The sequence below is a fragment of the Pseudacidobacterium ailaaui genome (genome assembly GCF_000688455.1).
GTDB lineage: Bacteria > Acidobacteriota > Terriglobia > Terriglobales > Acidobacteriaceae > Pseudacidobacterium > Pseudacidobacterium ailaaui.
On sequence record NZ_JIAL01000001.1, the window covers coordinates 3,194,340 to 3,212,485 of the forward strand.

Here is an 18,146-nt window from a genome sequence, read left to right on the forward strand (position 1 = left end):
GCGGTGGTTCAAGTCATTCTCACGTTCCTTCGTTACATTAAAAGGGTGCCGGTCCTGTTTGAGGAAACAAAAATCGGGCGAGAGTTACGCGAGCTGATGGCCCTGGCCGTGCCCGTTGTCTTGTCGGAGCTTGGCTGGATGTCCATGTCCATTGTGGACACCATCATGGTGGGCCGCCTCAGCGCGGAGGCCATCGGGGCCGTTGGCATGGGCAATGCGGTCTATTATGCTCCGGCGCTTTTTGGAATTGGTGTACTGCTTGGGCTGGACACGCTGGTTTCCCAGGCCTATGGCCGCGGCGACTTTGATGAGTGCCATCGCTGGCTCTCGCAGGGCGTGTATCTGGCCATCGGATTTACACCTGTCCTGATGCTGCTGCTTTGGGCCGCGCCCCTGGCCTTTCCTTATTTGCATGTAAACCCCGTCGTCAGCGGGCAAAGCGCGGATTATCTGCGAATCCTCAACTGGGGAACCTTGCCGCTGCTGCTTTACGCGGCCTTCCGTCGTTATCTGCAGGGCGTGAAGCGGGTCAAGCCGGTGAGTTTTGCCCTGATTTCGGCAAACCTCATTAACTGGGGCGGAAACTGGGCTTTGATTTACGGACACCTGGGATGTCCTGCTATGGGGGTCCGTGGATCAGCACTCTCAACCTGTCTGGCCCGTGTCTATATGGCTGCGGTGCTCATTGTTGCCGCATGGAAAAATGAAGCCGAACGTGGGCACAATCTGTTCGCACACTGGCCGGGAGTGTCACGTCGCCGTGTTCGCGCTCTGATGAAACTCGGAACACCTGCTGCGGCGCAGATTGTGATGGAAGTCGGGGCCTTTGGCGCTGCTACCGTGATGGCCAGCAGGTTGACCCCTGTTGCTTTGGCCGCACATCAGATTGCACTCAACTGCGCTTCATTCACCTATATGGTCCCTCTGGGAACATCGGCTGCGGCCGCCGTTGCCGTTGGACATGCTGTTGGAGCAGGCAACGCTCCGCGCGCCCGGCGGGCAGGATGGCTGGCGCTTGCCGTGGGAGTGGCTTTCATGGCGTGTGCAGCCATGGTCTTCATTTTTGCCCCGCATCTGGTACTCGACATCTATACCAACCAGGAAGTGGTGGTGGGCACCGGAGTGCGTCTTCTGGCCATGGCCGCGGCGTTTCAGGTCTTTGATGGGATCCAGACCATTGCCACAGGCGCACTGCGCGGGCTGGGAGAGACACGCGCCACAATGGTGGCAAATTTTTGCGGTTATTGGCTTTTTGGCCTACCCCTGGGGTATTTTCTGTGCTTCTCCCAAGGGAAAGGCATCCTGGGTTTGTGGACGGGCCTGACGCTTGCGCTGGTGTTGATCGCAATCGTTCTCTTATTCCAGTGGTCGCGCCAGTCCGGAAGACTGGCGCAGGCTGCCTGAGAACGCTACTCGTCCTGTTCCCGCAATCTGGCGATCACGCTGAAGTCCTCCAGCGTGGTGGTGTCGCCTTTAATTTCCCCATTGGTGGCAAGCTCCCTTAACAGCCGCCTCATGATTTTGCCAGATCGTGTTTTCGGTAACTGGTCGGTAAAGCGGATGTCGTCCGGTTTTGCCAGCGCGCCAATCTCCTTTGCCACCCATGCGCGAAGCTCTTCCTTCAACTCACGAGATGGCTGATGGCCGCTTTCGAGGGTCACGAAAGCGGCAACGGCCTGCCCTTTCAAATCATCAGGACGGCCAACCACTGCGGCTTCGGCCACTTTGGGATGTGCGACGAGCGCAGACTCAACCTCCATGGTCCCCAGGCGATGTCCGCTTACGTTCAAGACATCGTCCACGCGCCCCATCAGCCAGAAGCAGCCATCTTCATCCACGCGGGCCCCGTCGCCGGTGAAGTATGCACCAGGGACCTCTGACCAGTAGGCATTCACATACCGGTCCGGATCATTAAAGATTGTTCGGGCCATCGATGGCCAGGGTCTGCGAATGATCAAAAGGCCACCATGCCCGGCAGGAACAGGACTGCCATCTTTGGCTACAACTTCCGGCACGATGCCAAAGAAAGGCCTTGTTGCGGAACCAGGCTTGGTGGGAACAGCGCCGGGGATGGGGGCAATCATGATGCCCCCGGTTTCGGTCTGCCACCAGGTGTCCACTATGGGACACCGGCCCTTGCCAATGACCTCTCGATACCACATCCATGCTTCAGGATTGATGGGCTCTCCGACCGTGCCCAGCAGCCGCAGCGAATCAAGACGGTGCTTTTGCGGGTACTGGTCTCCCCATTTCATGAATGCGCGGATTGCGGTCGGTGCTGTGTAAAACACGGTGACCTTATGGTCATCAATGATCTTCCAGAAACGGTCAGGGGCAGGGAAGTTCGGTGCTCCTTCATACATGAGCGTGGTCACACCGTTCTGCAGGATTCCATAGACCACATAGGAATGACCTGTCACCCATCCAATGTCCGCCGAGCACCAGTAGATATCCTCGTCCCGCAAATCAAAGATGTATTTGCTGGTCAGATAGGTCTGCACAGCGTATCCGCCAGTAGTGTGGACCAGGCCTTTTGGCTTTCCTGTGGTCCCTGAGGTGTAGAGGATATAAAGCGGGTCTTCAGAGTCCAGTTCTTCCGCAGGGCAATCCGCGGCGGCTTGGGCGATGAGCTCATGCCACCAGTGGTCACGCCCCGGTTTCATACTGACTTCAGAGCCAGAACGTTTCAGAACCACAACATTCTTTACCGAAGGGCAGTGGGCCAGGGCCTCGTCTACAGTGGCTTTCAGCCTGACTTCTGCACCGCGGCGGAAGGACGTGTCCTGCGTAATGATGGCTGTACACTGGGCATCGTTCACGCGGTCCACGATCGCGTGTGCCGCAAACCCTCCAAAGATGACCGAGTGGACAGCGCCAATGCGCGCACAGGCAAGAATGGCTATCGCCAGCTCTGGGGTCATTCCCATATAGACTGCGACGCGGTCACCCTTCTGAATACCAAGACCTTTCAGAACATTGGCGAAGCGCTGCACCTCGGCATGGAGTTCGCCAAATGTAATTCTGCGGACTTCTCCAGGCTCTCCCTCCCACAGAATGGCGACTTTGTCTTGTTTCCCACCGAGAACATGACGGTCCACACAGTTGTAGCAAAGGTTGGTTTTACCGCCAACAAACCATTTGGCCCAGGGTTGGTTCCACTCAAGCACCTTGTTCCATGGCTGGAACCAATGCAGCTCGCGTGCAGCATCGGCCCAGAAGCCCTCTGGGTCCTCCACCGAGCGCCGGTAGATCTGTTCATATTCCGCAAGGCTTTTCACATGGGCCTTTGCGGCAAATTCCGCTGGAGGAGGAAAGACGCGATTTTCGCGCAGAATGGAATCAAGATGCGGATTGGAACTGGTAGCCGAAGACGCCATGCGTACGATGAGACCTCTTTCCGGTAAAAATCTTCCCGCATTCACGTTAAAGGCTAGCGGTAACCAGTGGCAAGATACCACGGCAAGTCCTGAGCAACCCCTCGTGGATCTTGCTGCGCATGGGCCCGGCCTGTCGTGCCTTTCTCGATGCATCCAATTGTTACAATAAGATGAATCGAACGTTTCTGTGTGTGCTTTCCAAAGGAAAGAGCCTCTTCCATGAACCTATATATTCTGCGTCATGCAAGCGCCGGAACACGGCGCAAAAACCCGCTTCTTGATGTAAAACGTCCACTGGACAAGGAAGGCAAACAGCAATGTATGCTGATTGCCAGTTATCTGAATGCGCTGGATGTACAGTTTGACCTGGTGGCCTCCAGCCCTCTGAAGCGCGCCTTGCAGACCGCATCGCTGGTTGGGACCGAGGTCGGTTATGACCAAAAAATTCAGGTGACAGAAACACTTCTGCCGGAAGCGCCAATTACCAAATTCCAGGAATTTATTGGCGGCCTTGAGAAGTACGAGAATGTGCTACTTGTAGGGCATAATCCTAATCTGCCGCAGTTTCTGGGTGCGTTGATCGCTTCTCCGGGACGGGCTAGCATTCGCCTGCGCAAGGGGGCCATTGCCAGGGTGGACTATACGCGCCGCCCCGGTGTCCTGAACTGGCTGGTAGATCCGCGGATCCTGCGGGGCGTTTATACCAGAGTGACAAAGAGGTCTTTGCGAAAGACCTCTTTAAAATAGGCCGCTTCTTTGCGTAAAGACCACATTTCCAGCTCTGCACCGGTGGGGCCGGGATAAATCTGCAGCACTACTTGTTTGGGATAGACTTGCACCTTCACCCTCAGGACATCGCTGGCACGGTCCTGGTTGAGCGCCACAGCCAGACGCAGCAAGACCACAGCCCGCCGCACATGCTCATGTTCTTCCGCCGGCACTTGCCGCATCGTGCGACCTGTGGATTCCGGACGGCTTTTCCCTAAATAGCGGGCAATGGCCGAAGTGATCGTCCGCTGTACAGGAGTGAAACCGAACATCTCAGAATTGGCGATGATGTACTGCGCATGGCGGTGATATCCCTGATAATTCAGGAATTTGCCAATGTCGCGCAGCATCGCCGCAGCCTCAAGCCAAGTAAGATACTCTTTCGGTAATCTGTGGATCGAGTTGAGATCATGAAATAGCTGTACGGCGTGATGGCGTACCGGTTCTGCCTGCCTTGGGTCTACTCCATACTTACGGCAGATTTCCAAGACCGCTTCCCAGCGCTCGCGCTCGAACTGTCTATGGGCAAGCGCGCGCGGGTCCTGCTCAGCGAGCATCTGGGCCAGGATGCCATCACGAAGGCCCATGGGAGAGTAACGGAATCCTGGCAAAGAATAGGCCTCAAGCAGTTCCGCAAAAACATGGGCCCCGGCAACAATGATTTCAGAGCGGCGAGGTCCAATCCCCGGAACACCCATGCGTTCCGCATTGTTCATCTTCGTCAGCTTTTCGGCAAGCCGGCGAATGCTTTGAGTTGAGGTGATTTTTTTAAGGCCATCGGTACGGCTTTTTGTGGTCGCCCGTCCAGCCTCTGAAAGCGCCGCGGCAGTCCCGGACGTGGCAATCACCGTCTGCACCCGCGTGGGGCGAACCCGTCGCTCGGCACGACGTAACTCCCGTGCAATGAATTGCTTAAGACGAGCAATGTCTTCTTGTGAGGGCGGGTCACTGTGCAGAAACTCCTGCGTAAGTCGGACCGCACCTAAAGGCACACTCATGGTCTCCTTGATCCGCTTGTTTTCAGAAAGCGAGATCTCACAGCTTCCACCACCAACATCAATCAGCAAACAGCGGCCAGAGGTCCCAGGCTCATTGCTCATAACGCCGCGATGGATCAGGCGGCCCTCCTCCAGTCCGGAGATAATTTCTACCTCCCATCCCGTTTCATCGCGCACCCAGGCGAGAAAGGCACGTGCGTTTCTCGCATCGCGCATCGCTGCCGTGGCCACTGCCCGGACCCGGTCTGTGCCGTGCATCTGTACCGCGCGCTGAAACCGTTTCAGGGCGTTCAGGGTGGCGGACATGGCTTCCGGGGAGACCAGCCCAGTCTCAAAGACGCTGCTACCAAGCCGGGTGACTTCACGGTCCTCATGCAGGACCTTAAGTTTATGCTGTACAACGCGCGCGATTTTAAGGCGGCAGGAGTTGGACCCGATATCAATCGCAGCAAATGTCTGCATGAAAAAGAAGATACACGAGTATCACGGCACGGTAGGGGACGCTAGCGGCTTAATTCACCCTGCAGGGTCCGACGGGAGTGATGACCCCGGCTCTTTTGAAGAAAAATCTGACGGCAAATCTGGCATTCCCAGGGGTAGAGGCCCAGCTTGGGAAGAAGGTGCTCTTGCAAAAACCCACGCCGATGTGTACGCACGAGTGCTACGTTGTTGCAGTTAGGACAGGGGCGTTTCAAAGGGGCCATAGTAAGATCGAAAAATATTACCTAAGTAAGATTTATCGTGTTACCCGGCTATCGTCAAGAAAAAGTGGGGCCCCCGCAAAGGAAATCGTGCGCAAGTATGGCCCAGGAGGGAACGCAGAACAGGGACATGCCGCTCAGCGAGGGATAGGTGATACTCACCGACTGGTGAGTATCAGGCGGTGCGACTGAGGCGTTCTTCTGTTCCCAGAATGGAACGGGTGAGCTGAATCAAGTCCGTGGGGGCAAAAGGCTTCACGCGGCAAAGCACATTCAACCCTTTATATTCTTCTTCTACGCCCGGCATTCCGCTCAATACAAGGACGGGGACTGTAGGGTGAATTTTGCGGAGTTCAGAAACAAACCGTGGCCCGTGCATTGCGGGCATAAAGTGGTCGGTTATGACGAATCCGAACTGATCGCGCCGCTCTGGATTTTCCAGCAGTGCTAAAGCCTCTTTCGGGTCTCTTGTAACGACCACTGCATTCCCGGCGCTGGCGAGGATGGCCTTTCTGGTTGCGGCCTGAACAGGATCATCATCCAGCAGAAGAATTGTTGAGGACATCTTGTTTGGGTACCCGCCTCTCGATAAGCACAATTTTCATGAAAGATGCAGAAATTTTATCTTCGGGTTGCCTCAGGATCTCTTTTCCCGGATTCAGGACAGGGTAACTGAGTCTGTGACAGCGGGCAAGGCCAAACTTTTACGGAAATATTCCAGACATAGCTTCAGGCCGGTCTCCAGGTCGATTCGGGGCTCCCATCCCAGGAGTTCCTTGGCGCGCGAGATATCAGGCTTCCGCTGCGCTGGGTCATCCTCAGGAAGGGGACGGTGGATGATCCTGCTGGTCGAACCGGTGATTCGAAGTACGGCCTTGGCGCAATCGAGGATTGTCCATTCCTTAGGGTTGCCGATATTGATGGGCGAGTGTACCTCAGACTGCGAAAGACGAAGAATGCCTTCGATCTCATCAGAGACATAACAGAAGCTGCGGGACTGTGATCCGTCTCCGTAGACGGTGATGTCTTCGCCGCGCAGGGCCTGTATCAGAAAGTTGGAAATCACCCGTCCATCACTCGGTTTCAGACGCGGCCCATATGTATTGAAGATGCGCACGATACGAGTATCAGCTTTACGGTAGCGATGGTAGGCCATGACCAGCGCTTCAGAGAAGCGTTTGGCTTCATCATATACAGAGCGCGGACCAACAGGGTTTACGTTTCCCCAATAGTCCTCTGTCTGCGGATGGACCGCAGGGTCGCCATAGCATTCCGAGGTAGAAGCATGGAGAAATCGGGCCTGATATTTCTGCGCATACTCAAGCGCATTGCGGGTCCCCGTCGAGCCGGCATCCAGCGTTTCCACACCCAGTCGCAAATAGTCCTGCGGGCTGGCCGGAGAGGCAAAGTTAAACACATAATCGACTCTGCCAAAGTCAAACGGTTGGCAAATATCATGCTCGCGGAACTCGAAGCGCGGCTCCTTCGTGAGGTGGCTGAGGTTCTCCAGCGATCCAGTGCAGAGGTTGTCGATGCCAACGACGGAATGTCCTTCTGCTAAAAGAGCATCCGTCAAATGAGAGCCCAGAAAGCCTGCTGCGCCAGTAATAAGAATTCGCATCTTTTGCGTGTCTCTCTCAAAAGAGAATAACAAGGCCAACTTTTGGATGTATTGGGTGCGTTTTCAGGCTATATTCAGCTTTCCGGAGAAACTTCATGATGAACCTCGCCAGATGTGCCAGTGTATGGTTTGCTCTTACAGCCACAATTTTTGCCCAAAGCTTCAGTCTGGAACAGGTGATGAGTGCACCTTTCAACTCACAATTGACCGCGGCCCCCTCTCGCGTGGGATTTGCTTGGGTCAGTGATGAGCTTGGACACCGGAATTTATGGGCCGCTTGGAAGAACGGCAGCGGTTTTGCGGTAAAACAACTGACGCAATACACCCAGGATGATGGTCAGGAAATCAGCGGACTGACATGGACCCCAGATGGAGAATCAGTCATTTATGTACGCGGAGGAGATTCTGAATTTCCGGAAAAGCCGGCACCCAATCCGGCACTTATTCCGGAAGGGGTGGAGCAGCAGATCTGGATGGTCTCTGCGCGGGGAGGTGCTCCCCGTGAGCTGGCAGAAGGGGCCGCGCCTGCTGTCTCGCCTTCTGGCGATATGGTGGCTTATGTACTCAAAGGACAGATCTGGGCCGTCTCCTTGAAGGAAACCAATGCAAAGCCAGAGCAATTGCTGCATACGCGGGGAAGAGCATCGTCGCTGCTTTGGTCTCCGGACGGGAAATATCTGGCATTTGTAAGCCATCGTGGAGACCACGACTTTATTGGCGTGTATGTGCGAGAAACGAAGACGCTGCGCTATCTCGACCCAGGCACCGATCATGATGGATATCCGGTTTGGTCGCCGGACAGCAAACAGGTCGGGTTCGTTCGCGTTCCCTACAACAAAAAAGAAGAGATTTTTGCCCCAGTGCGGACGGGATATCCGTGGTCCATCCGCGTGGGCGATGTTGCAACAGGCAAAGGCCGCGAAATATGGCGTGCACAGAATGGCATGGGCAGCGTCTTTCACGAGACTGAGAGCCAGCACCAGCTTTTCTGGACGGCCCAACATTCGATTGTCTTTCCCTGGGAGCGCGACGGATGGCTGCACCTTTATGCGGTCGCAGAGACTGGAGGAGATGCCAGGCTGCTGACTCCGGGTGAATTTGAAGTCGATGCCGTCACCGGCAGTCCTGACGGAAGGCGCATTCTTTATTCTTCCAACCAGGGCGATATTGACCGCAGACATATTTGGAAGATAGACATCGCGTCAGGTGAGGTCACGCAATTGACGCATGGCGAGGGCATCGAGACGTTTCCTGCGTCCGGCAGCGACAATCAGACGATTGTCGCACTGCGGGCGGATGCGAATGTGCCGATTCGTCCCGCCGAGCTGGGACCCAATGGAACACTACGCGATCTTGCTCCCCAGATGATCCCGACTGATTTTCCAGCAGGAAGTCTGGTGGTTCCACAACAGGTCATCTTTTCTGCCGCCGATGGGCTGCGCATACACGGACAGTTGTTTCTGCCCCGAAATGTTGAGGATGGAAGACGCCACCCGGCGGTGATCTTCTTTCACGGAGGTTCACGCCGCCAGATGCTTCTGGGCTGGCACTACATGCAGTACTACTCGAATGCTTATGCAATGAACCAATATCTGGCCAGTCGCGGCTACATTGTCCTTTCCGTGAATTACCGCAGCGGCATCGGATATGGCGAGGAATTTCGCGAGGCCTTAAATTATGGGGCCACGGGGGCCAGCGAATTTAACGATGTCCTGGGTGCAGGCCTGTACCTTCGCGGACGTGCTGACGTAGATGCATCCCATATTGGAGTATGGGGCGGAAGCTATGGCGGTTATCTGACCGCACTTGCGCTGGCCCGCGCGTCTGACCTCTTTGCTGCCGGAGTGGACCTGCATGGGGTCCATGATTGGAATCTGGAGCTGGGAAACTGGCTCCCGGCCTATGATCCAGCAGCCGACCCCGAGGCTGCACGCACAGCCTGGAATTCTTCGCCAATGGCTTCGTTGAGCACCTGGCATTCGCCTGTACTGCTGATTCAGGGCGATGATGATCGCAATGTCCAGTTCTCGCAGACCGTTCAGTTGGCAGCAGCGCTGCGCAACCAGAAAGTAGATGTGGAAGAATTGGTCTTCCCCGACGAGATTCATGATTTTCTGTTGCATCGCGACTGGGTTGCCGCTTACGCAGCAGGAGCCGAATTTTTTGGGAGGCATTTGAAGTAGAAACATGGCTCGTGTCCAAGGACTGGAAATCCAGGGAAAGCCGCAACTTCCTCAGCTGAAACCGGGTTAGGTTGAGACGGGAAAGGAAACCATGATGAAACTCTTCTGGAACAAGTGCACTGCTTTGATTTTTGCTTTGCTGTTTGGTGCTGCCAGCGTACATGCCCAAATGGCACCGCCTCCACCGCCTCCTCCGCGCCCACATCCACCGATGATCTTTCTGGGAATGGCGCATGTGGATGGGTTAACCGACCACGACGATATCAAGGTCGGTCCCTATGCAGGGCGCTATCACTCCATTGTGCTGCGGGTCCGATACGCTCCTATACAGTTTGAGCAGGTGGTCATCCACTACGGCAATGGTACGTCGCAGGCCCTGCCAGTCAAGGCATTGATCCGTGCCGGAGGGCAGAGCCGACCGGTCATGCTGCCGGGTGGTGAGCGGGTCATTGAATCGTTGGAACTGTGGTATTCGCGGGCGAACCCCAATAACCCCAACAAACCGGAAGTGAGACTGTTCGGAATGCCATAACGCTTGCCCACTCAGGCCGATTTCAACCTGAGTGGGTCCGCCATCTTTACCGTCCCGTTGCTGAAAATAGAAAATTCACGCGTCGTTTCGGTCCGTATATGGCCAGCGAAACCCAGACTGCAGTCGCTTGGCTGAAGAATTTTCGCTGCCTGTGAGATTCGGCAAAATCTCTCTGGACGTTTCTTCGTGAAAGCGTGTACATTGCAGTGAGAACAGCTTGGTCCAAAGCTCTTTTTTCTTGATCTTTCCGGGCCAGGTTGCGTACCTTTACCCCTGAAAAGAAGGGAAGAACTGCGCACGTGGACCTGACACTCATCGACTGGCTCATCATGCTGCTTTATTTCACGTTTGTGCTGGGCATTGGCTTTGCACTGAAACGGTTCATGCGCACGAGCAAGGACTTTTTCCAGGCGGGCCGCTCACTGCCTGCGTGGATTTGCGGACTGGCCTTCATCTCAGCCAATCTTGGCGCACAGGAAGTCATTGGCATGGGGGCCTCGGGGGCCAAATATGGCATTGCCACGAGCCACTTTTATTGGATTGGCGCCATACCGGCGATGATTTTTGTCGGCGTCTTTATGATGCCGTTTTATTACGGATCCAAGGCACGGTCTGTCCCAGAATTTCTCCGGCTGCGTTTTGATGAAAAAACACGCGCCTACAATGCCTGCTCCTTCGCCGTCATGACGGTCTTTTCCTCCGGCATTTCAATGTATGCCATGGCGCGGCTGATTCAGACCCTGCACGTTTTCGATTCGCTCTTCATCCGGCTCAACATGCCCGTGGAGTGGATCTTCCACTTCGCCATTTTTGTTTCGGCAGTCATTGTGCTTGGATACATTTTTGCCGGCGGCCTGACCAGCGCCATCTACAACGAGGTGCTGCAGTTTTTTCTGATTGTGGCCGGGTTTCTTCCCCTGGTATGGGTGGGACTCAAAAATGTTGGCGGCTGGAGCGGACTGAAGGCGGCCCTGCCCGCTGCCTACACGCACTCCTGGCATGGCATGACCAATCCTCACAATAATCCTTTGGGCGTAGAGTGGTTTGGTCTGGCAGCAGGACTGGGCTTCGTACTGTCGTTTGGATACTGGTGTACGGACTTTCTTGTGATCCAGACCGCAATGGCTTCTGATTCGGAGGAATCGGCCCGTCGCGTTCCGCTCATTGCTGCGATTCCCAAGATGTTCTTTCCATTTCTTGTCATTCTGCCCGGATTAATTGCAATCGCTACCCCGGCCGTTACGCAACATGCGATGATGCAGCCAATCTCCTCGGGAACGACGGTCGCGAGCAGCGCTTCTGCAGATCTGGCCCAATCCAGCAAAGGACTGATTCCGGCCAAGGTCAATCCGGTCACAGGGAAAGTGATGACCGACGAGCACGGAAATCCCGTCCTGGATTACGATCTTGCCATTCCGAACATGCTGCTGCATTACTTCCCGACAGGCATTCTTGGTCTCGGTTTGACGGCGCTGCTGGCCAGCTTCATGTCCGGCATGGCAGGCAACGTGACCGCTTTCAATACGGTCTGGACCTATGACCTGTATCAGTCTTACATCAACAAAAATGCGCCAGATTCGCACTACCTGAAAGTGGGCCGTTGGACGACGGTGGTCGGCATCCTCATATCCATTGGGACGGCCTATATTGCCACGTCGTTCAACAACATCATGGATACGCTCCAGCTGGTGTTCTCTTTTGTGAATGCCCCTCTGTTTGCCACGTTTTTGCTGGGCATGTTCTGGAAGCGGACCACGGGCCATGGGGCATTTACAGGGTTGGTGAGTGGCACAATTGCCGCTGTTCTCCATCATGGGCTGACCCTGCCGGTCACAGCGCACCCGGGCATTCATGGTGGATGGATTGCGATTGTGCACACCTATCCGAGCGAAATGGCACAGAACTTCTGGACGGCCATCTGGGCATTTTCCACGAATTTTGTTCTTACCGTGGTCGTCAGCCTGATGACGAAGCCGCGGCCAGAGCCGGAACTGGTGGGCCTGGTCTATTCCCTGACCCCCAAGCCGGTGGAACATCATATGGCCTGGTATGCGCGCCCCAAGGTGATTGCCGTAGGCCTGGTAGCTTTACTGGTCGCGTTAAATTTGATTTTCCGTTAGTACTCCAAGTCTGACCGTGATCATGCGGAAGACAAGCACCCTGGTTAGAGGCGAGAAGAATGAGTCTGGATTTACGAATTCCGATGGGACTGATGTTCACGATTGTTGGATTAATCCTTTCCTCCTACGGCCTGTTTACGCGAGGAAGCACCATTTATGAAAGGTCCGCTGGGATGAACATCAATTTGATCTGGGGCATAGTCATGCTCGTCTTTGGCGTTACTATGTTCTTCCTGGGACGAGCCAGTGATCGACGGGCCGCCGCCCATCCCGTGGAGGGAACAAACCGTCCGTTAGGCGGGCATGGGCGTGGAATGGGGCATTGATATCGGGCTTTGCCTGTTCTTTTACGAAGAACTGAAGCGTTTGAGACGGATGTCCTTTGGATTCGAGGATGTTTTCTTTCTCTTTTAGGAATGAACTCGGAAAACTTCCTGCTTTCTTTACACTTTCACAATGCTGCTCTCGCTACACTAGCAGTAGATGAAGCATCGCACGATTAAGCATTATGAACTGGTGCGGCGGTTGGGTGCGGGCGGCAGTGGGGTCGTCTTTCTGGCCAATGACACGCTGCTGATGCGGCCTGTAGTGCTGAAGATTCTGAAGCGTGGCGCCCTGACTCTTGAACAAATGCGCACGACCGTATTGCGCGAGGCGCGTATGGCCTCAGCCATTGAGCATCCGAATGTCTGCGCCATTTATGAGGTAGGCGAAGAGGGAGAAGAGGCCTTCATCGTCATGCAATATGTGCCGGGGCAGTCGCTGGACAAGATTATTGCGAAAGGACCGGCCAGCATTCAACTTGTACTCTCTGTGGGCATTCAGATAGCCGATGGTCTGAACGCCGCGCACTCATTGGGCATCTTTCATCGCGATTTGAAGCCTGCCAACGCCATTTTGACCGATGGAGGACTGGTCAAACTGCTTGATTTTGGCCTGGCGCGGCGCATCAGTCCTGAAGAAGCAGAATTTGACCCGGCAAAGTCATCCCGACGCAAGCCCGGGCCGGTTGCGGCCACTTATACGGCCCGAGGTGGCACGATCGCATACATGGCCCCGGAGCAGTTCGTCACCGGCCAGAGCAGCGTGCAAAGCGACATCTGGGCCCTCGGCGTAATCCTGTATGAGCTGGTCAGCGGACGTCATCCTTTTGCCCGCCCCGATGCGGATGAGTTCCAGAGTATCCGTGCCATCCAGTTTGTGGACCCTCCACCTCTCTCTCGGTGCTGTCCGGAAGTACCTCCGGAACTCAGCTCGGTCATGATGCGCTGTCTTGAGAAGAACCCGGCAGAACGCTATGCCAGTGCGGCCGAGGTGCGAGAGGCGCTCAAGACCATCATGAAGGCGCTGCAAATTGAGACCGGCATCATCCCGGGGGAGGCCGCCGCGCAGCTACCTGTCTCTGCCCCGGAAGAGGAAAAGCGCACAACGGGTCTGCTTTCCATGTTGGCCGAGCGCTTTCGTGAGTCTGGTGACACGCAGACGAGGCAGCATACCATCGTTGTCTTACCGTTCCGAAACCTGGGGCCTTCCGAAGTCGCTCCACTCTACGGATTTGCGCTCGCCGATGCCATTTCAGCGCGCATTTCGCGCATGTCTACTTTGGTCGTCCGGCCTACCAGCGCGCTGATGCATCTGCCCATCGCGCAACTTGATCCGCTGGAAGTCGGACAGAAGTTACTGGTGCGATGGGTCCTGACCGGTAATTTCATCCGCTCAGAGAAAGGCTTCGATCTGAACTGGCAGCTTCTCGATGTTTCGCGGCAGAGTGTCAGCAGCGGGGGTGCAATCAGTGTGCCTTCTTTCGATCTGGTGGCCGTGCAGACAGAAATCTGCAATGAGGTCTTTGCTTCGCTGCAGGGGATTGGCCAGCTTACACAGGCCCCTGAACGTCATGCTCCGCGGACAACGCTTACAGAAGAGATTTCCGAGGAATACCTTCAGGCGCGTGCGGTGCTCTCTGCTTTTATGCAAAGGACCGGGAGTAAGGGTGACCTGGACCATGCCCGCGAGCTCTTTGAGCGCGTGACACAGAACAACCCCTCATTCGCTCCGGCCTGGAGCGGTCTGGGAATTACCCATCTGCAGTATGTCCGTCATGGTTTTGGTGGCCACATGCACGTGATGGGAGCGCGGAAGGCTTTTGATCAGGCGCTGCGCCTGGACCCCGGACAGGTCGAAGCCAATCTCTATCGCGTGTACATGCTGTTGTCACGCGGCGAAAAAGAGAGCGCCCGTCATGGCATTGAGCATTTGCTGCGTACCGCCTCCAATGACTGGAATGTACACATGGTGGCTGGCATCACGTTGCGGCTCGATGGCATGTATGAGGAGGCCCTGGATCAGTTCAACCAGTCTTTAAAGCTGAACCCATCGAACGCTGCGGTCATCTATAACCATCGTGCCCGTGTTTACCAGTATCAAAACCAGCTTGAACTTGCCGAAGATGAACTCGAAAAAGGACTGACCCTGGAACCTCGGCATCCTTTGCTGCGCACCTCGCTTGCTTATCAGCGAATGCGGCAGGGCGATCCGCATCAGGCCATTGCCATGCTGGAATCCGTCATCCGTGATGACGAAAGTATGCGCATTGCCTTTCCCACCCTGGCCATGTGCTATGTACAGGTAGGTGAACGCGAACGGGCTGTCTCGCTGATTACAGAAGACTCGATTTCCGCGGCCGAAGCGGACAGCGAAATGGCCTATCGCCTGGCCACATATTTTGCCGTAGAAGGCGATGAAAGTGAGGCCCTGCACTGGCTGCGTCGCGCCATCTATCTGGGCAATGAAAATTACCCGTGGTTCTCAAAAAATCCCGCGTGGAACCGCCTTCATGACCACACCGATTTTGAGCGTATTTTGGAAGATCTGAAGAAAAGCTTCCGACGCAACCAGAAGACATGGAAACGGCTGTTGTCTCAGGTGCCGGAAGTCATTTGACCCCAGAAAATCCACCTGGAATTGGGCACAGGAGGGAACTGGATCACGGCATCTTCAGGCCCAATGCTTTTACAATCTCGGGATCAGGCACGGCCTTGCCGTCTTTTTTGGTAACAATGCCAAAGTTTGCCTGATAGTCCCACATGGCCCAGCCAATATGATGCTTTTCCAGTCCCACGCGCATGTCGTGCAACCATTGTGCCCTCATGGCAGGATCGGCATGATCGCGCAGCACTCCAAATTCGCCGCAATACACCGGAGCGTGATACATCTGCGACCACCTCTCAGCAAAAGAGAGGGTCTTATCGATACGCTCCGCATTCCACTGGTCCAGGCCATATTGCTCTAGCCAGTACTGGGCGGCCAGAGTGGGTTCCTGGGGCAGGTTATGCTCGATGGCCTGGGGCGTAGAAGGATAAGGAACATTGCGCAGAGGCCGGACCTGGGACGCTGTCCACGTCGCTCCCTGATGGGTAAAAGGGAATGGTTCGTAGTCATGAAATGTGTAGATGACATTTGGCAAGGCGATGGGTTCCAGCATCAGCAGATCCTCCAGACCCGACCAGTGGGCGCCGGTGGCAATCATCGTATGTTCCGGCGCCGCCTGACGAATCTGCTCTGCTATGTAGCTTTCAATGCCCTGCCAGCGGTAAGGGTCTTCCTGCTCCGGTTCATTCAATATTTCAAAGAAGACCAGATCGGGATTGGTGTCCGCAAAGTGTTTTGCCAGCGCTCGCCAGAGGCGAGCAAAGTTTTCAACGCCTTCGTTGCCCTGGCGAAGCTGGGCCTTAAAATCACTTTCGGGATGGACATCAAGAATTACGGCCAGGTTCTGCTCCAGCATGGCCTGGACAGTGTTGTCTAATTCGTGCATAAAGGGCGTCGCATGGTCCGGACTGTGCAGCCATTCCATCAGCGGCTGGGCATCAATGCTTAACCTGACGTGGTCAAAACCAAGCTGACGCATCAAAGCGATGTCCTCTGTGGTTGTGAATATACGCAACCGTTCCACGGAGTAGTTCCCGGGAGACTGGGCAAACCACATACTGGCATTGATCCCGCGCCGCAGATGCTCCGCTCGTTGAAAAGCAAGGTCGTTGCCTTCGGACTGTGCCCATGAAGGAAGCCCAGCGCTGAAGAGCATCCATGCCAGTAGAAAAACGGTTTTCTTCATATCGATGTATATGTCCTGTGTTGGTCCAGATACCTGGTTTTCATCCTTGCATGGCAGAATACAGGTGGAGACCTATGAGCATCAAGACACTCAGCAGCCGTGAAGTTTACCGCAATGCATGGCTTCGTTTCCGCGAAGACGAGATTGAGCGCAGCAATGGCACGCATGGCATTTACGGCGTTGTGGACAAAGACGATTGCGCCGTCATTGTCCCCATTGACGGCGATCGCATTTATCTGGTCGGCCAGTATCGCTATACCGTGCAGGAACATTGCCTGGAGCTGCCGCAGGGTGGCTGGGAGACCCCCGACGTAGACCCTGAGGAGCTGGCCCGCGGAGAGTTGCGCGAAGAGACAGGATTCGACGCCGAAGAGATGACCTATCTTGGCATGATGTACATTGCCTATGGTTTCGCAAACCAGAAACAGCATGTTTTTCTGGCCCGCGGACTCAAACATGTCGGGACTGACTTCGACCCAGAGGAGCACGATCTGACAACGCACGCCTTCACGATCGCAGAATTTGAGCAGATGCTGCTGGATGGTTCCATTCGCGATAGCTGTACCCTTGCGGCCTGGGGGCTGTACAAGATCTGGAAAGAGAAGCACCAGGCTTAGCGCAGCCGGTCTTCAACAATGCGCAAAATCTGATGATGGACATCTTCGATTCCATCATCTCCTTCAATCACTGCCACCCTGCCCGTGTCCCGGAGAGCAATTTCACGGTACTTTTCATAGACGCGCCGATAGAAATCCTCGGCCTCTTGCTCAAAGCGGCCTTCGTCATTTCCCGCACGGGCATTCCGCTCATTGCGCCGGCGCGCGCGGTGAAGCGATTTTGCAAAGTCGGGCATCAGCAGAATGGTCAGGTCGGGTTGAAGACCACCGCACATTAGCTCATGGAGCTGAAGGATGACCTTGCTGCCGAGCTGGCGGCCACCTCCCTGATAAGCCTCCGTCGAGTCCGTGTATCGGTCGCAGATCACAATCTGCCCTGCACCCAGCGCAGGTAGTATGACTTCTGCTATCGCCTGGGCGCGATCGGAAAACATCAGTCCCAGCTCAGCCAATGGAGCAAGACCGTCCGTTCGGGAATCAAGAAGAATCTGACGGATACGGTCTCCAATCCGAGTACCGCCGGGCTGCCGTACCACTGTAACTTTATGACCGCGGCTTTCCAACTGGGCGGTCAGCTTGCGAATCTGAGTTGTCTTGCCGGACCCGTCCAGTCCCTCAAAGCTGAGAAAGAAGCCGCGCCTCATACCTCAAGCTTACATGCCGCCAAGATGGTAAAGGTCAACCGTCTCGTAGTCCTTGCGCTCAATGCCGTCGCGGATTTGTCTGGGAGTTTTTCCCATCTTCGTCATCTGATAGGCATATGCGCCTTCTTTGGCGCAGGTTGAGCAGATCGCGCCATGCGTGCCCTCAAAACAGCTATGCAGGCTGCTGTGACCCAACGCCTTGTCGCAACGACAATAGCAGGGAAGCTGATACAGGACGCGAGGAATCCGCGCCGCCTCTCTGTAGACCTCTTTCTGCCAGGCAAACTGGGAGTACTCCGCCGGCAGCTGTTCTGGAGTCAGTATCGGAGGAAGCGCTTCACCTTTGGCAGGCGGGGCAGTGTGGTATGCAGGAATATCATCAGCTGGGTTTGACCATTGTGCATAGCCGACAATGGTCATCAGACAGGCGGCAAGGGCCAGAAGGACACGTCTCATAGGATCTTCTCTTGT

The 18,146-nt window shown here is 55.3% G+C and carries 14 protein-coding genes; 7 read left to right on the plus strand and 7 right to left on the minus strand.

The window, feature by feature from the left end; translation table 11 throughout:
- The first annotated feature begins 45 nt into the window (after positions 1-45).
- Complete coding sequence (locus tag N655_RS0114325; protein ID WP_238324763.1) at positions 46-1,404, plus strand: MATE family efflux transporter; 1,359 nt, start codon at positions 46-48, stop codon at positions 1,402-1,404.
- 5 nt (positions 1,405-1,409) lie between these two features.
- Here the strand turns inward: N655_RS0114325 and acs are convergent, their stop codons facing one another.
- Positions 1,410-3,377: an acetate--CoA ligase gene (gene acs / locus N655_RS0114330; protein ID WP_026443535.1), complete on the minus strand. Its 1,968-nt coding sequence runs from the start codon at positions 3,375-3,377 to the stop codon at positions 1,410-1,412.
- Positions 3,378-3,596: 219 nt separating this feature from the next.
- On the opposite strand from acs, the gene sixA reads away from it, so the two are divergent.
- Positions 3,597-4,124 (plus strand): phosphohistidine phosphatase SixA, encoded by a 528-nt coding sequence (sixA, locus tag N655_RS0114340; RefSeq protein ID WP_026443536.1) that lies wholly within the window; start codon positions 3,597-3,599, stop codon positions 4,122-4,124.
- Here the strand turns inward: sixA and ppx are convergent.
- From ppx to N655_RS0114360, 3 genes are all read right to left on the minus strand, one after another.
- Positions 4,076-5,605 (minus strand): exopolyphosphatase, encoded by a 1,530-nt coding sequence (ppx, locus tag N655_RS0114345; RefSeq protein ID WP_026443537.1) that lies wholly within the window; start codon positions 5,603-5,605, stop codon positions 4,076-4,078. The genes sixA and ppx overlap by 49 nt on opposite strands.
- A gap of 414 nt (positions 5,606-6,019) precedes the next feature.
- Positions 6,020-6,409 carry a response regulator gene (locus tag N655_RS0114355; RefSeq protein WP_026443539.1) on the minus strand — a complete coding sequence of 130 codons (390 nt, stop codon included), beginning with the start codon at positions 6,407-6,409 and terminating at the stop codon, positions 6,020-6,022.
- Positions 6,410-6,502: 93 nt separating this feature from the next.
- On the minus strand, positions 6,503-7,465 hold the full coding sequence (locus tag N655_RS0114360) for a UDP-glucuronic acid decarboxylase family protein (protein ID WP_026443540.1): 963 nt from the start codon (positions 7,463-7,465) through the stop codon (positions 6,503-6,505).
- 95 nt (positions 7,466-7,560) lie between these two features.
- Here N655_RS0114360 and N655_RS0114365 point away from each other — a divergent pair, with 95 nt between their 5' ends.
- The 4 genes from N655_RS0114365 (at position 7,561) to N655_RS0114385 (ending at position 15,240) form a co-directional block, all read left to right on the plus strand.
- On the plus strand, positions 7,561-9,648 hold the full coding sequence (locus tag N655_RS0114365) for a prolyl oligopeptidase family serine peptidase (protein WP_026443541.1): 2,088 nt from the start codon (positions 7,561-7,563) through the stop codon (positions 9,646-9,648).
- A 91-nt stretch (positions 9,649-9,739) separates the two neighbouring features.
- A complete protein-coding gene (locus tag N655_RS20015; protein WP_049961454.1) occupies positions 9,740-10,180 on the plus strand; it encodes a DUF2541 family protein in 441 nt (146 codons plus the stop codon).
- A gap of 299 nt (positions 10,181-10,479) precedes the next feature.
- On the plus strand, positions 10,480-12,300 hold the full coding sequence (locus N655_RS0114375; RefSeq protein WP_026443542.1) for a sodium:solute symporter family protein: 1,821 nt from the start codon (positions 10,480-10,482) through the stop codon (positions 12,298-12,300).
- Between the two features lie 483 nt (positions 12,301-12,783).
- On the plus strand, positions 12,784-15,240 hold the full coding sequence (locus tag N655_RS0114385; RefSeq protein WP_026443543.1) for a protein kinase domain-containing protein: 2,457 nt from the start codon (positions 12,784-12,786) through the stop codon (positions 15,238-15,240).
- Between the two features lie 43 nt (positions 15,241-15,283).
- Here N655_RS0114385 and N655_RS0114390 read toward each other — a convergent pair whose 3' ends face one another.
- Positions 15,284-16,414: a glycoside hydrolase family 5 protein gene (locus tag N655_RS0114390; RefSeq protein ID WP_026443544.1), complete on the minus strand. Its 1,131-nt coding sequence runs from the start codon at positions 16,412-16,414 to the stop codon at positions 15,284-15,286.
- Between the two features lie 74 nt (positions 16,415-16,488).
- Here N655_RS0114390 and N655_RS0114395 point away from each other — a divergent pair, with 74 nt between their 5' ends.
- On the plus strand, positions 16,489-17,031 hold the full coding sequence (locus tag N655_RS0114395; protein ID WP_026443545.1) for an NUDIX domain-containing protein: 543 nt from the start codon (positions 16,489-16,491) through the stop codon (positions 17,029-17,031).
- Here N655_RS0114395 and tmk read toward each other — a convergent pair.
- Together tmk and N655_RS0114405 are read right to left on the minus strand one after the other, a co-directional pair.
- Complete coding sequence (gene tmk / locus N655_RS0114400) at positions 17,028-17,675, minus strand: dTMP kinase (RefSeq protein WP_026443546.1); 648 nt, start codon at positions 17,673-17,675, stop codon at positions 17,028-17,030. The two genes, N655_RS0114395 and tmk, sit on opposite strands and share 4 nt — an antisense overlap.
- Positions 17,676-17,684: 9 nt before the next feature.
- A complete protein-coding gene (locus N655_RS0114405) occupies positions 17,685-18,131 on the minus strand; it encodes a CYCXC family (seleno)protein (protein WP_026443547.1) in 447 nt (148 codons plus the stop codon).
- Between the last annotated feature and the right edge of the window lie 15 nt (positions 18,132-18,146).

What these genes read in the sequence shown, in the direction of transcription:
- acs (WP_026443535.1), bottom strand. Translation starts at nt 3,377, where the DNA reads ATGGCGTCTTCGGCTACCAGTTCCAATCCGCATCTTGATTCCATTCTG.
- sixA (WP_026443536.1), top strand. Translation starts at nt 3,597, where the DNA reads ATGAACCTATATATTCTGCGTCATGCAAGCGCCGGAACACGGCGCAAA.
- ppx (WP_026443537.1), bottom strand. Translation starts at nt 5,605, where the DNA reads ATGCAGACATTTGCTGCGATTGATATCGGGTCCAACTCCTGCCGCCTT.
- N655_RS0114355 (WP_026443539.1), bottom strand. Translation starts at nt 6,409, where the DNA reads ATGTCCTCAACAATTCTTCTGCTGGATGATGATCCTGTTCAGGCCGCA.
- N655_RS0114360 (WP_026443540.1), bottom strand. Translation starts at nt 7,465, where the DNA reads ATGCGAATTCTTATTACTGGCGCAGCAGGCTTTCTGGGCTCTCATTTG.
- N655_RS0114365 (WP_026443541.1), top strand. Translation starts at nt 7,561, where the DNA reads ATGATGAACCTCGCCAGATGTGCCAGTGTATGGTTTGCTCTTACAGCC.
- N655_RS20015 (WP_049961454.1), top strand. Translation starts at nt 9,740, where the DNA reads ATGATGAAACTCTTCTGGAACAAGTGCACTGCTTTGATTTTTGCTTTG.
- N655_RS0114385 (WP_026443543.1), top strand. Translation starts at nt 12,784, where the DNA reads ATGAAGCATCGCACGATTAAGCATTATGAACTGGTGCGGCGGTTGGGT.
- N655_RS0114390 (WP_026443544.1), bottom strand. Translation starts at nt 16,414, where the DNA reads ATGAAGAAAACCGTTTTTCTACTGGCATGGATGCTCTTCAGCGCTGGG.
- N655_RS0114395 (WP_026443545.1), top strand. Translation starts at nt 16,489, where the DNA reads ATGAGCATCAAGACACTCAGCAGCCGTGAAGTTTACCGCAATGCATGG.
- tmk (WP_026443546.1), bottom strand. Translation starts at nt 17,675, where the DNA reads ATGAGGCGCGGCTTCTTTCTCAGCTTTGAGGGACTGGACGGGTCCGGC.
- N655_RS0114405 (WP_026443547.1), bottom strand. Translation starts at nt 18,131, where the DNA reads ATGAGACGTGTCCTTCTGGCCCTTGCCGCCTGTCTGATGACCATTGTC.